General features: G+C 56.0%; 12 protein-coding genes and 3 tRNA genes. 1 reads left to right on the plus strand and 14 read right to left on the minus strand.

Annotated elements, in window-relative coordinates; all coding sequences use genetic code 11:
* Window positions 1–98 precede the first annotated feature (98 nt).
* From V4835_RS21425 to nnr, 11 genes are all read right to left on the minus strand, one after another.
* The gene (locus V4835_RS21425; RefSeq protein ID WP_331414154.1) at window positions 99–1,397 is read right to left on the minus strand and encodes an adenylosuccinate synthase; all 1,299 of its coding nucleotides are present in this window, start codon (window positions 1,395–1,397) and stop codon (window positions 99–101) included.
* 104 nt (window positions 1,398–1,501) lie between these two features.
* The gene (locus tag V4835_RS21430; RefSeq protein WP_003855996.1) at window positions 1,502–1,699 is read right to left on the minus strand and encodes a DUF2065 domain-containing protein; all 198 of its coding nucleotides are present in this window, start codon (window positions 1,697–1,699) and stop codon (window positions 1,502–1,504) included.
* 71 nt (window positions 1,700–1,770) lie between these two features.
* A complete protein-coding gene (gene hflC, locus V4835_RS21435; protein ID WP_023334250.1) occupies window positions 1,771–2,775 on the minus strand; it encodes a protease modulator HflC in 1,005 nt (334 codons plus the stop codon).
* Between the two features lie 2 nt (window positions 2,776–2,777).
* Window positions 2,778–4,037: an FtsH protease activity modulator HflK gene (gene hflK / locus V4835_RS21440; RefSeq protein ID WP_023310137.1), complete on the minus strand. Its 1,260-nt coding sequence runs from the start codon at window positions 4,035–4,037 to the stop codon at window positions 2,778–2,780.
* A 56-nt stretch (window positions 4,038–4,093) separates the two neighbouring features.
* A complete protein-coding gene (gene hflX, locus V4835_RS21445) occupies window positions 4,094–5,374 on the minus strand; it encodes a ribosome rescue GTPase HflX (protein ID WP_023310136.1) in 1,281 nt (426 codons plus the stop codon).
* Window positions 5,375–5,448: 74 nt separating this feature from the next.
* Window positions 5,449–5,757 (minus strand): RNA chaperone Hfq, encoded by a 309-nt coding sequence (gene hfq, locus V4835_RS21450; RefSeq protein WP_063144098.1) that lies wholly within the window; start codon window positions 5,755–5,757, stop codon window positions 5,449–5,451.
* An 85-nt stretch (window positions 5,758–5,842) separates the two neighbouring features.
* Window positions 5,843–6,793, minus strand: a complete 951-nt coding sequence (gene miaA, locus V4835_RS21455; RefSeq protein ID WP_063144099.1) for a tRNA (adenosine(37)-N6)-dimethylallyltransferase MiaA — start codon at window positions 6,791–6,793, stop codon at window positions 5,843–5,845.
* The gene (mutL, locus tag V4835_RS21460; RefSeq protein ID WP_331413644.1) at window positions 6,786–8,630 is read right to left on the minus strand and encodes a DNA mismatch repair endonuclease MutL; all 1,845 of its coding nucleotides are present in this window, start codon (window positions 8,628–8,630) and stop codon (window positions 6,786–6,788) included. Before mutL ends, miaA begins: the two co-directional genes overlap by 8 nt.
* Window positions 8,631–8,639: 9 nt before the next feature.
* On the minus strand, window positions 8,640–9,980 hold the full coding sequence (amiB, locus tag V4835_RS21465; RefSeq protein ID WP_063144101.1) for an N-acetylmuramoyl-L-alanine amidase AmiB: 1,341 nt from the start codon (window positions 9,978–9,980) through the stop codon (window positions 8,640–8,642).
* 16 nt (window positions 9,981–9,996) lie between these two features.
* Entirely contained in the window at window positions 9,997–10,458 is a 462-nt protein-coding gene (gene tsaE / locus V4835_RS21470) for a tRNA (adenosine(37)-N6)-threonylcarbamoyltransferase complex ATPase subunit type 1 TsaE (RefSeq protein ID WP_013095283.1), read from the minus strand.
* Window positions 10,451–11,974, minus strand: coding sequence for a bifunctional ADP-dependent NAD(P)H-hydrate dehydratase/NAD(P)H-hydrate epimerase (gene nnr / locus V4835_RS21475; protein WP_331413646.1), 1,524 nt, complete (start codon window positions 11,972–11,974; stop codon window positions 10,451–10,453). The genes tsaE and nnr overlap by 8 nt, the downstream gene beginning before the upstream one ends.
* On the opposite strand from nnr, the gene queG reads away from it, so the two are divergent.
* The gene (queG, locus tag V4835_RS21480; RefSeq protein WP_331413647.1) at window positions 11,973–13,112 is read left to right on the plus strand and encodes a tRNA epoxyqueuosine(34) reductase QueG; all 1,140 of its coding nucleotides are present in this window, start codon (window positions 11,973–11,975) and stop codon (window positions 13,110–13,112) included. The genes nnr and queG overlap by 2 nt on opposite strands.
* Before the next feature lie 270 nt (window positions 13,113–13,382).
* Here the strand turns inward: queG and V4835_RS21485 are convergent.
* The 3 genes from V4835_RS21485 to V4835_RS21495 all read right to left on the minus strand — a co-directional run bounded on the left by V4835_RS21485 (window position 13,383) and on the right by V4835_RS21495 (window position 13,691).
* Window positions 13,383–13,458: transfer RNA gene (locus V4835_RS21485), tRNA-Gly, on the minus strand.
* A gap of 36 nt (window positions 13,459–13,494) precedes the next feature.
* Window positions 13,495–13,570: transfer RNA gene (locus tag V4835_RS21490), tRNA-Gly, on the minus strand.
* Window positions 13,571–13,615: 45 nt separating this feature from the next.
* Window positions 13,616–13,691 (minus strand) — tRNA-Gly (locus tag V4835_RS21495).
* Window positions 13,692–13,878: the final 187 nt, after the last annotated feature.

The raw sequence follows: 13,878 nt of genomic DNA on the forward strand, positions 1-13,878 counted from the left end.
ACAGACGGGGCGAAAAAGCGGAGATACAGGAGCGTTCGCCGGATGGCGCGACGCTTATCCGGCCTACGGGTCACCCCGCAGGCCAGCATTCACGAAGATTATGCGTCGAACGGGTCGCGCAGGATCATCGTTTCAGTACGATCCGGGCCGGTAGAAATAATATCGATCGGCACTTCGGTCAGTTCTTCAATACGCTTGATGTAATCCAGCGCCGCCTGCGGCAGGCCGCTACGCTCTTTCACACCGAAAGTGGTCTCAGACCAGCCCGGCATGGTTTCGTAGATTGGCTCAATGCCTTCCCAATCGTCAGCAGCCAGCGGAGTGGTGGTCACTTCGCGGCCATCTGGCATACGGTAGCCTACGCAGATTTTCACTTCTTTCAGGCCGTCCAGTACGTCCAGCTTGGTCAGGCAGAAGCCAGACAGGGAGTTGATCTGCACTGCACGACGCACTGCAACCGCATCCAGCCAGCCGGTACGACGACGACGACCGGTGGTCGCGCCAAACTCGTTACCCTGCTTGCACAGGAACTCGCCGGTTTCATCAAACAGTTCGGTCGGGAATGGACCCGCACCCACGCGAGTGGAGTACGCTTTGATGATGCCCAGAACGTAATCCACATAACGTGGACCCAGGCCAGAGCCGGTCGCCACGCCACCTGCAGTGGTGTTAGAGGAGGTAACGTACGGATAGGTACCGTGGTCGATGTCCAGCAGCGTACCCTGCGCACCTTCGAACATGACGAAATCGCCACGCTTGCGCGCCTGGTCCAGCAGATCGGACACATCAACAACCATACCGGTCAGAATGTCAGCGATCGCCATGACGTCATCCAGCACTTTCTGGTAGTCAACAGCGTCAGCTTTGTAAAAGTTCACCAGCTGGAAATTGTGATATTCCATCACTTCTTTCAGTTTTTCAGCGAAGGTTTCTTTGTCGAAGAGGTCGCCCACGCGCAGGCCGCGACGCGCAACTTTATCTTCGTAGGCCGGGCCGATACCACGACCGGTGGTACCGATCGCTTTCGCACCGCGCGCTTTCTCACGCGCTACGTCCAGCGCCACGTGATAGTCCAGAATCAGCGGGCAGGCCTCGGAGAGCAGCAGACGCTCACGAACAGGGATACCACGGTCTTCCAGACCTTTCATCTCTTTCATCAGCGCAGCAGGAGACAGCACAACGCCGTTACCGATGATGCTGGTGACGTTATCACGAAGAATGCCTGATGGAATAAGATGGAGGACGGTTTTTTCACCGTTGATTACGAGAGTATGGCCTGCGTTGTGACCGCCCTGGTAGCGTACAACATATTTAGCCCGTTCAGTCAGAAGATCAACAATCTTCCCTTTACCTTCGTCACCCCATTGGGTGCCCAGTACGACGACGTTGTTACCCATTTTTTTCAAAATCACCGTTTGCTTAAAAATGGATTCTACCATCGCTTTTTCAGATATACAGCACTTTTTGACCTCAAAATACGCCGATTGCGCCTACTTTTTGATCAGCCAATCGTTTTCCTCAACATGTAGTAGATCACGATGCCCGCAACCACAAGACCTCCGCCGAAACGACGCAAAATATTATCCGGCAGTTGGCTCATCGTGGCGATCATTCGACGCCAGGCGCGCGGATAAAGCATCGGTCCAAGACCTTCCAGCACCAGAACCAAAGCCAGTGCGAGCCAGATCGTTGAATTCATTTTTATTCCTTATAAAAGAAAACCACCGCTCCGTTGAGAGCGGTGGTTTGAATACTCAAACGAGCCTGAGTTTATCGCGTTGCGTTAGTCGGCGTCTTCATATAACGGAAGAAATCGCTGTCCGGGCTGAGCACCATCACATCCTGGTTGCTCTGGAAGCTATTCTCGTAAGCACGCAGGCTACGGATAAAGGCGTAGAAGTCAGGATCCTGGCTGAAGGCATCAGCGAACAGCTTCGCCGCTTCGGCATCGCCTTCACCGCGCAGGATACGGCCCTGGCGCTCAGATTCCGCCAGCGTCTTGGTGACTTCATAGTCCGCTGCTGCACGCAGCTTCTCAGCCTCTTCCTGGCCCTGTGAACGGTGGCGACGGGCTACCGCTTCACGCTCGGCGCGCATACGGTTGTAAATCGCCTCGGACACTTCTACTGGCAGGTTGATCTGTTTGATACGCACGTCAACCACTTCGATACCCAGCGCAGCCATGCTGTTCGGGTTGATCACCGGCACTTTACCGTTGGTCTCCGCCTGAACGCGTTCAGCCGCTTTGGCAATCGCATCATCTGCTGCCGGCGTTGAAACTTCATCTTCCGTGCCCGCTGTACCGGAGTTCAGCGCATCGCGAACTTCCAGGGTCAGACGACCACGGGAGTCGGTCACGATGTCTTTCACATCCAGACGACCAATCTCGGAACGCAGACGGTCAGAGAACTTACGTTTCAGCAGCACTTCTGCCTGAGAAACGTCACCACCGCCCGTTGCCAGGAAGTAACGGCTGAAATCGCTGATGCGCCATTTAATATAGGAATCAACGATCAGGTCTTTCTTCTCTTTGGTCACGAAACGGTCGGCCTGGTTATCCATGGTCTGGATACGCGCATCAAGCGTTTTCACTGACTGAATGAACGGCACCTTGAAGTGCAGGCCCGGCTCGTAAATCACCGGACGTTTGTCACCATCACGCACGACGCTGCTGAACTGGAACTTAATCCCACGCTCGCCTTCTTTCACCACAAAGATCGAGGTATAAAGCGCGACCAGTACGATGACGATAATCGCAATAACTGACTTACGCATCCTTATTCCCCCTGACGCTGGTAGTCGTTACGCTGCGCGTTAGCACGGCGTTGGTCCATAATGTCACCATCGTTCGAAGAAGGCGTTGTGTTCGTGCTGGCGCTGCCTGTTGAGGCTGGCGGCAGACGCAGCAGGTTGTTCGCGCCGCTGGTGTCGCCTTTCGCTGCTGGTGCAGAACCGCCTTTCAGCATCTGATCCAGCGGCAGAACCATCAGGTTTCCGCCTTTACTGTCGTTAACCAACACTTTGCGGGTGTGGCTCAGCACTTTTTCCATGGTCTCGATATAGAGACGCTCACGGGTAATTTCCGGCGCCGCTTTATATTCCGGCAGGATCTTCGCAAAGCGAGCCACTTCACCCTGAGCTTCCAGGATGGTCTGCGTCTTATACGCGCGCGCTTCTTCCAGAATACGCTGCGCCTGACCGTTAGCGCGTGGCTGAACTTCGTTGGTGTACGCTTCTGCTTCACGGATGTACTGCTGTTCGTTTTCACGGGCAGCAATCGCATCGTCAAATGCGGCTTTCACCTCTTCCGGCGGACGCGCGGCCTGGAAGTTGACGTCCAGCAGGGTGATACCCATGTTGTACGGACGAATGGTCTCTTCCAGCTCGCGCTGGGTATCGCTACGAATAACGGTACGACCTTCGGTCAGGATACGGTCCATGGTGTATTTACCGATCACACCGCGCAGGGCGCTGTCAGTCGCCTGACGCAGGCTGTCATCGGCGCTGGTGACGCTAAACAGATAACGCTCAGGATCGGTCACGCGGTACTGCACGTTCATCTCAACGCGCACCACGTTTTCGTCAGAGGTCAACATAACGCCAGAGGCGGCCAGTTCACGGACGGATTCCACGTTTACCGCGGTCACGTCGTCAATGAAGGTCGGCTTCCAGTTCAGACCCGGCTCAACCAGATGGCTGAACTTACCGAAACGTGTGACCACGCCGCGTTCTGCTTCTTTAATGGTGTAGAACCCGCTGGCTGCCCAGATGATGACTACCGCAGCGGCCACGATGCCCACTACGCGGCCACCCATTGGCGGGCGCGAACTCTGAGTGGAATTGCCACCCGAGCCAGAACCTTTTCCTCCGCCAAGGCCACCAAGCTTCTTGCTCAGTTTGCGGAAGATATCATCCAGATCCGGCGGCCCCTGCTCGCGACCACCTTTGTTGCCATTTCCCTCAGAGTTGCCGCCAGGTTTGCTGCTTCCCCACGGGTCGCGGTCTTGTCCGTTATTACCGGGCTGATTCCACGCCATGTATATGCTCCATATTTGTTATGCAAGGGCGAATTATTCAGGCATCCCCTTTCTGATCAGACGATATAGTCGACCAGCGCAGGTTCTTGTTTACAGAGGCGACGCCAGTCAACGATCGGCATACGCACCTGCATCCCCACGCTGCCGTCATCCTCCATCCACTCTTTTTCTATCGCCTGAAGCTGATAAAACCGGCTGCGCAGCCTGCCTTCCTGTGGCGGCAGTCGCAGCGTGTGCTGAGCTACCTCACCGGAAAGACGTTCTGTCAAAGCCTGGAAAAGCAGTGGCACACCAATACCGGTCTGGGCAGAAAGCCAGACCCGAATCGGTTTGTTTTCTTCATCTCTGTCGATACGCGGTTCGAAATCGTCCAGCATATCGATCTTGTTCATGACCAACAGCGTAGGGATCTCATGGGCGTCGATCTCTTCGAGCACCACGTTCACCGCGTCGATGTTCTCCTGCACGCGCACGTCTGCCGCATCAATCACGTGCAGCAGCAGAGTCGCCTGTCGCGTCTCCTGCAGGGTGGCTTTAAACGCCGCCACCAGGTCATGCGGCAGGTGGCGGATAAACCCTACGGTATCCGCCAGCACCGTTTCACCAACGTCTGCAACGTCAATACGGCGCAGCGTAGGGTCCAGGGTCGCAAACAGCTGGTCTGCGGCATACACCTGGGCCTCGGTTATCTGGTTAAACAGGGTGGATTTACCGGCGTTGGTATAGCCCACCAGCGACACCGTCGGGATGTCGGCTTTCGTTCGCGCCCGACGTCCCTGTTCACGCTGTTTCTCTACCCGTTCCAGACGTGAGAGGATCTGGGTAATTCGGCCACGCAGCAAACGACGGTCGGTTTCGAGCTGGGTTTCACCCGGGCCGCGCAAACCAATCCCGCCTTTTTGTCTTTCAAGGTGTGTCCAGCCACGCACCAGACGCGTAGCCAGATGGCGCAGCTGCGCCAGCTCAACCTGCAGTTTCCCTTCGTGGGTACGTGCACGCTGAGCAAAAATATCTAAAATCAAACCCGTGCGATCGATAACACGGCATTCGCAAAGGGCTTCCAGGTTGCGCTCCTGGGCTGGAGACAGCGCATGATCAAACAACACGACTGACGCGCCGGTTGCTTTAACGGCATCCGCAATTTCGACTGCTTTACCTTCACCAACAAAATACTTTGGGTGCGGCGCTTTACGGCTACCGGTAATCACCTGCATTGCTTCGACACCGGCGGAAGAGACCAGAGATTCAAACTCCTGGAGGTCTTCCATATCTTTGTCTTGCGAAAAATAGATGTGTACCAGCACCGCCTGCTCACCGGCATCATAACGGTCAAACAAGCGTAAACCTCTCTAAAAAGATCAGCGGGGAACGCAGGATCCCTGGCTCCCCGTGTGGATAACAGTGCGAAACCTTATTCGGTTTCGTCGCTGTCCTGCGCCGGCGTTGAAGAGCCCTGCGCGCTGCCATGATGGTAGTTACTACCAGTGCCGCCGCCAGTGTTATTGCTGTGATGAGATACCGGACGGGACGGAACAACAGTAGAAATAGCGTGCTTGTAGACCATCTGACTGACCGTGTTTTTCAACAGAATCACAAACTGATCGAAAGACTCAATCTGACCTTGCAGCTTAATACCATTCACCAAATAAATAGAAACTGGAACACGTTCCCGACGCAATGCGTTCAGGAACGGATCTTGTAAAGATTGCCCCTTAGCCATTCTATCTTTTCCTTATATGCTTGTTTTGTACTTAGAACCTTGCGATTCTGAAAAATTGCGCACGATACGTCTCAATTGTACACATTCAGTGAGCGATATCACCAACAACCTCAATCACTTCGTTTAACGCCTGTTGCGGTTTTTCACTGTCTAACCAGTGAACGCCGTCCCAACCGCGCAACCAGGTGATCTGGCGCTTCGCTAACTGTCTCGTGGCGCAAACACCTCTATAAACCATTTCATCGTATGAAATCTCACCTTCAAGATACGACCACATCTGGCGGTATCCCACACAACGAATGGAAGGCATGTCCGTATGCAAATCTCCACGGGCAAATAGCGCCCGCACTTCTGCTTCAAAATCTGAAGCTAACATCTGATGAAAACGCTGCTCAATTCGCTGATGGAGCAGTTCACGGCTCGCCGGGGCGATGGCGAACTGATGCACCTGATACGGCAGAGCGTCTCCTGACGTTTGCGTCAGTTCCGTTAAAGTTTTACCCGAAATGAAAAAAACTTCCAGTGCCCGGGAAAGCCTTTGCGGATCATTTGGATGGATCCGTGCTGCCGCAACCGGGTCAATCTCCGCCAGTTGCTGATGCAAAACGTCCCAACCCTGCTCTGCCGCCTGCTGCTCAATTTTCGCTCTTACTTCCGGATCCGCGGATGGCAGAGGTGACAACCCCTCCAGCAACGCCTTGAAATAGAGCATGGTTCCGCCAACCAACAGCGGTATACGTCCCGCCGCCGTTATCTCGGCCATCTCGGCTAAGGCATCCCGGCGGAAATCCGCTGCGGAGTACGCCTGAGCCGGGTCGAGAATATCCAGCAAACGGTGCGGTGCCGCACGCAACTCTTCTGCGTCAGGCTTCGCCGTGCCGATGTCCATCCCTCGGTAGATGAGGGCGGAGTCGACGCTAATCAACTCTACAGGCAAAACTTTACGCAACTCAATGGCTAGCGCCGTTTTGCCGGAGGCCGTAGGGCCCATTAAAAAAATTGCCTTAGGCAGGCTCGCCTTACTTGCGTCAATCATGTTTCAGGGCGTTCATCGCCGTTTGTAAATCAACAGGTTGTAATAACCCACCCGGCGGCGTTTTCACCAGATGCGGACAGAGGCGTTCCACCTCCGCCAGCACGCTAATGGCCTGCGCCATACTCCACGGCGCGTGTTCGCTTGCCAGATGGCGGGCGATCCACTGCGCGGTGTTGGCAGCATCAAACGATGTTTGCTGCGCCAGGTAGCCTATCAGTTCAGGAATCAAGTTTTGTAAATTTTGTTGGCGTAAGGGTAAAGGCACTGCACGAATTGTCACATGTTGTGGTTCGAGCACAGTTTCAATACCCATTTGCGCCAGCTGCGGCTCGGCGCGCTGCAATACCCTTGTTTCCTCAGGGGATATTTTCAGGCGAACCGGAATTAACAACGGCTGCGCACAGGCTGCATTTTCGCCTGGCGTGAGCTGCACTTGCTTGAGCCAGCGTTCGGCGACCGGCAGTGCCAGCAGCATCAATTTGCCGTCACGCTCAAGCAGTGCCATATCCGGCGCGATAATCGTCAGCACCCGACCAAAACTCTGGCTATGGCCGTCCAGAGAAGGCTGAGCGGCCTGAATGTGCTCTTTATGCTCCACGGCTGGCGTTTCCAGCAGCTTGCGGTACAGCGCTCCCTGCTGCTTCTGATAGCCAGGCTGAGCATTCGGGTAGTTCGCGCCCGTTGGACGCGGTGCGCTCCCTGCCGGGGAGAAACGCGGGGCTTCCGGTTCACGCGCGACGGCAGGCTCCGCAAAATGGTTGCGCCCTGCCGCCACACGGTTTTCCGGCAGCGGACGCGGTGCAGGGGCGTCGTTCTCCAGCGGCAGCGTTGGCTCTGCCTGCTGCTGCAATACGGCGGCCACGCCCTGATAAATGAAGTCGTGAACCAGACGCGACTGGTGGAACCGCACCTCATGCTTGGCGGGATGGACGTTCACATCCACCTGATGGGGGTCGATTTCCAGATAAAGGACGAAAGCAGGCTGCTGATCGGCCCCGAGTTTGTCTTCGCAGGCCTGGCGAATCGCGTGATTGATGAGACGGTCGCGCATCATGCGGCCGTTTACGTAGCAATACTGGATCTCGGCAAACGCAGCACTGCTCGCGTTTGGATCGGCAACCCAGCCGCGTAAAGCCAGATCGCCGTGCTGCCACTCAATGGCCAGCGCCTGTTCCAGAAACGGCGTACCGCAGATCGCCCCCAAGCGACGCTCTTTCTGTCCACCTTCCGCCACCGCGCGGTACTGGCGCATCACCTTGCCGTTGTGGCTGAGGTTGATGGTGACATCGAAGCGGGCCAGCGCGATACGGCGAATGATCTCGTCGATATGGCCGAACTCGGTCTTCTCGGTACGCATAAACTTGCGTCGGGCGGGAGTGTTGTAGAACAGATCCAGGACTTCCAGCGTCGTGCCGACAGGGTGCGCTGCGGGTTTCACCGTCACATCCATATCGCGCCCTTCGGCGTAAGCCTGCCAGGCTTCCTGCTGTTCAGCGGTACGGGAGGTCAGCGTCAAGCGCGAAACCGAGCTGATACTGGCCAGCGCTTCACCGCGAAAACCGAGGCTAATAATCGCTTCCAGGTCATCCAGAGAGGCAATTTTACTGGTGGCGTGACGGGCCAGCGCCAGCGCCAGCTCGTCTTTTTTAATGCCACAGCCGTTGTCGCGAATGCGGATAAGCTTCGCGCCACCGCGTTCGATATCGATATCAATGCGGGTTGCGCCCGCATCGAGGCTGTTTTCCACCAGCTCCTTCACCACCGACGCAGGGCGTTCCACCACCTCACCGGCGGCGATTTGGTTCGCGAGCTGCGGCGGTAGAACCTGAATCGGCATGAATTCTCCTTAGTTGGTCGCGGTCATCTCACCCGGTAGCGCTGCACTGGCCGTCTGGGCAGCGCCGCTCTGCGGCGCGGACTGCAGCGGATGGGCATCAAAGTATTTACGCAGACCGTTATAAATCGCTTCGGCAATTTGCTGCTGATAGCTGTCGCTTCCCAACAGACGCTCTTCACCGTTGTTACTAATAAAGCCCGTCTCTACAAGGATGGACGGGATATCCGGCGATCGCAGAACGCCGAGGCTGGCATGTTCCGGACGACGCTTATGCAGCACGCCAATGCTTTGCAGCTGGTTCAATACGTTAGTGGCGACATCATACCCGACGCGCTGAGAATGACCGAACTGTAAATCCAGCACCGCCTGGCTGAGGTACGGATCGGACTGGCTGTTTGCCAGCACGTCGCCCGCGCCGCCTAACAGTTCAGACTGCTTCTCATGCTCTTCCAGCCAGTTGGCCATTTCGCTGTTGGCGCGACGGTTCGACAGCACCCAAACCGAGGCGCCGGTGGCGCTACGATTCGGTGCGGCGTCCGCATGAATGGAGACCAGGAAGTTCGCGTTTTGCTTACGCGCCACATCCGAGCGTCCCATTACGGAGATAAAGTAATCCCCGTCGCGGGTCAACACGCCTTTAAACATAGGGTCGTCATTGAGTAGCGAACGCAGCTTACGCGCGATAGCGATAGTCACGTTTTTTTCTCGCGTGCCGCCAGGGCCAATCGCCCCCGGATCTTCCCCACCGTGGCCCGCATCAATGGCGATAATCACTTTGTCACCGCTGACCGTCGCGCGTCGCGCGCTGGCCGCCGGACGCGTCACCGTATTGCTGCTGGTTGCCGCAGTAATGCGATCGTTCTGCGATTTAAACGGATTACGCGCAGGTTCAGCAGGACGCGGCGTATACACCGGTTCTTCCACGCGCTTCGCCACGACCGGCGGCGGTGGAGGCGGTGGCGGTGCGTCGGCATTGATGGTAAAGACCACCGTATAGTTCGCCCCATTTTGCTGCTTCACCGCCTTCGTTTTGCCCTTTTCGGTCAGATCGACCACCAGGCGTAACGACTGGCTATCCTGCGGCGTTCCCGAACGGATACTTTTCACCAGGTTGTTACCGCTGAACCGCAGCGGTAGCCCCTGGATCACGCCAGTTTGTTTGATATCCAGCGCCACGCTGTGGCTGTCTGGCTGTGAAAATGCATATTCAGGATCGCCCATGAAGCTGAACGTGATCCGGGCCTGGCTTTCGCCGTTTGATACCTGAATATCTGAGAGGTTTGCCGCCCCGGCCTGCGCGCACAGCAGCACGGTGGCAGCCAACAACCAACCTTTAACGCGATTTATCATCCCGTCATCCCTACGCTTAACCGGCCAGTCGCGCCAGTAAGGAACTGCCTGATGAGGAAACAGCACTGATGCGTGCCTCACGCCCTTGTGCCTGGTAATCTAAGTGAATTTCGACATCCGGGTCAGGCAGCACACCCGCACCTTGTTGCGGCCACTCCACCAGGCAAATGGCGTCGTTGGCAAAATAATCACGGATCCCCATAAATTCCAGCTCCTCAGGATCCGCAAGGCGGTATAAATCGAAGTGGTACACCATGAGATTTTCAAGGGTGTACGGTTCGACCAGCGTGTAGGTTGGGCTTTTCACATTCCCGTTATGCCCTAACGCCTGCAAAAAACCCCGGCTGAAGGTGGTTTTACCCGCACCTAAATCACCATACAGATAAATGACGGTTGCCCCCTGACAGGCCTGCGCCACGCGCTTGCCGAGTTCTAAAGTGGCTTGTTCATCAGGTAAAGGAATCGCTCGATTAGTCATTTTCTACGTCAATCACATCCGGGTTAACAACACGCCGCAGCGTGCAAAAAAGATCGGTGGCCAGCATACCGCGTGTACCGTAACGCGCGGCCAGTTTATCCGCCGCGACACCGTGGGCCACGCAGCCCGCGCAGGCTGCATCATAAAGGGGAAGTTTCTGTCCAAGCAATGCGCCAATGATGCCGGAAAGCACATCGCCCATGCCGCCGCTTGCCATGCCCGCATTTCCGGCATCAATAATGCCCTGCGTCTCGTCACTGGCGACAACGGTTCCTGCCCCTTTCAAAACAGCAACACCTCCGTAACGTTTTACCAGACGCTGAGCAGAAAGTAAGCGATCGCTTTCAATTTCTGCCACGCTGCAGTTAAGCAGGCGCGCGGCTTCGCCGGGGTGTGGCGTCAGAATGCGATTGTGACGCTTATCCGGATTTATTGCCAGAAGGTTAAGCGCGTCGGCATCCCACAGCATCGGTTTACGAAAATTCTCGACCTTTTGCAGGGCCTGTTTACCCCATGCCTGCTGCCCAAGCCCCGGGCCAATCACCACCACATCCGCCCATTCAAGGCTCTCTTCAAGCGCCTGGGGCGTAAGCTCGTGCACCATCAGCTCCGGTCGGGCTGTTACGATCGGCGCAATATTCTCAATGCGAGTGAGTACTCGCACTAATCCGGCACCGCTGCGCAGAGCCGCTTCGCCGGTCATGCGAATCGCACCTGCCGTACCATGGTCGCCGCCAATAATCACCAGCCTGCCGTGATCGCCCTTATGGGACGTCGGACGGCGCGGCGGAAGCCACGCAGCAAGCTGCGACGCATCAAAACGCGCGATGCGCATTTCCTGCCCGGCAAGCCAGCTCTCCAGCCCCAGCGCATTGTGGTGCAGCCCGCCAACGACGTCTCGCGCTTTACCGGTCAGTAACCCCGGCTTGAGGGCGATGAAGGTCACCGTATGGGCAGCCTGAATGACCGCCCCGGGCGTCGCGCCGGTTTGTGCAATCAGGCCAGAGGGAATATCCAGGGCGACTACCGGCGCGAAATGTCTGTTCGCGTGTTCAATAAGCGCGGCAATGTTCTCACGAGGCGCACTGCGTAGCCCGGTACCCAGCAGACCATCAACAATCAGATCCACCTCTTCTGGCCAGACGATATCAGGCGCATGAATCACACCGCCTGCGTTAAGCCACGCCTCCCGGGCTGCGCCAGCCTCTTCCGGCAGCGGTTTATCGCTCTCCAGGGCCAGCAACGTCACGCGGATACCTGCCGCAACCGCGAGACGGGCGACGACGTAGCCGTCGCCGCCGTTATTGCCGTGACCGCACAGAATCAGCCAGTGGGCGGCCTGCGGGTAGGCGCTCTGGGCAACGTTAAACGCCGCCTCACCCGCGCGCAGCATCAGTTCATAAAGGGTAATTCCGAGGCTGTCTGCGGCCTCTTTTTCGGCGCGCCGGAGGTCATCCGCATGCCAGATGGAATGTGGTATACTTGCGGGGTTTTTCTTCACCGTATGGTCCGTCATGTCACAGCCCCTCGATCTCAATGAATTAGCGCAAAAAATAAAACAGTGGGGTGCTGAGCTTGGCTTCCAGAAGGTGGGCATTACCGATACCGACCTCTCCGCCAGCGAGCCAAAACTGCAGGCCTGGCTGGACAAACAATACCACGGCGAAATGGAATGGATGGCGCGTCATGGCATGACGCGCGCCCGTCCTCACGAGCTTTTGCCGGGCACATTACGCGTCATCAGCGTGCGCATGAACTATCTACCCGCCAACGCGGCCTTTGCGCGCACGCTAAAAAATCCCTCTTTGGGTTACGTCAGCCGGTACGCCCTGGGACGTGATTACCATAAGCTCTTGCGTAACCGTTTAAAAAAACTCGGGGAAACTATTCAGCAGCACTGTGTTTCGCTGAATTTTAGACCCTTTGTCGATTCTGCGCCTATTCTTGAGCGCCCGATCGCCGAAAAAGCCGGGCTTGGCTGGACAGGTAAGCACTCACTTATCCTTAGCCGCGACGCCGGATCGTTCTTCTTCCTGGGTGAACTGCTGATTGATTTACCGCTGCCGGTAGACGGCCCGGTAGAGGAAGGCTGTGGTCGCTGTGTGGCCTGCATGACCATCTGCCCGACGGGTGCCATCGTCGAGCCTTACACCGTTGATGCGCGCCGCTGCATCTCCTACCTCACTATCGAACTGGAAGGAGCCATTCCCGAAGAGTTTCGACCGCTTATCGGCAACCGCATCTACGGCTGTGACGACTGCCAGCTGATCTGCCCGTGGAACCGCTATTCGCAGCTCACGGACGAAGAGGATTTCAGCCCGCGTAAGGCGCTGCACGCGCCCCAGCTGATTGAGCTGTTCGCCTGGACCGAGGCCTGGTTCCTGAAGGTGACGGAAGGTTCGGCCATTCGCCGTATCGGTCATCTGCGCTGGCTGCGTAATGTTGCCGTCGCGCTGGGGAATGCCCCGTGGGATGAAGCGAACGTGCGGGCGCTTGAAAGCCGTAGAGGTGAGCACCCACTTCTTGATGAACACATAGAATGGGCGATTGCGCAGCAAATTGAGAAGCGTAATGCCTGTACGATCGAGGTGCAGCTACCGAAGAAACAGCGTCTGGTGAGGGTGATAGAAAAAGGGCTTACGCGGGATGCCTGAACTATTCACAGCCTGTGAATAAAATTACAAACTCAAGCGCCATCTGGGCTGGAGAAGAGGTCAAGTGATCTCACTAACATTTTGAAATGAAAATTTATCCATTAAATACAGTGATTTAAAGGATTACTATTCACCCTGCTAAGTTTTAACCCTGTTAAGGTTAAGCGCGGTTTCTGTGGATAACTCTGTTCACAAGAGTATTTCAGAGACAATAGAAAACGTCCCCAACGAGTTTCTTCGCTGTGGATACTTTAGAGATTAAGAAGAATTTGGAGCGGGAAACGAGACTCGAACTCGCGACCCCGACCTTGGCAAGGTCGTGCTCTACCAACTGAGCTATTCCCGCTTGGGTGGTCCGTGCTTTAGAAGCACTTTCAAATTTTGGAGCGGGAAACGAGACTCGAACTCGCGACCCCGACCTTGGCAAGGTCGTGCTCTACCAACTGAGCTATTCCCGCTTGGGTGTTCTGGTGCTGGGCGTATCCGGAGATACTTTCAAATTTTGGAGCGGGAAACGAGACTCGAACTCGCGACCCCGACCTTGGCAAGGTCGTGCTCTACCAACTGAGCTATTCCCGCAAATCTGCACTGCTTTTGTTGCTGTCGTAACGTGTAATTCTCTGTCGTTACGGGAGGCGCATTATACGAGAAATCCTTTTAGCTGCAACCCCCCTTAAAGCGATTTTTTCGAAATTAAGTTCAAATGCTTATTTAATCGGCAAGCTGAACAATTTAACGACAAAAACCCGGCCACGCAAGGCGCCGG

The organism is Enterobacter cloacae complex sp. CARB60 (genome assembly GCF_036487345.1).
In the GTDB taxonomy this organism is placed as follows: domain Bacteria; phylum Pseudomonadota; class Gammaproteobacteria; order Enterobacterales; family Enterobacteriaceae; genus Enterobacter; species Enterobacter asburiae_D.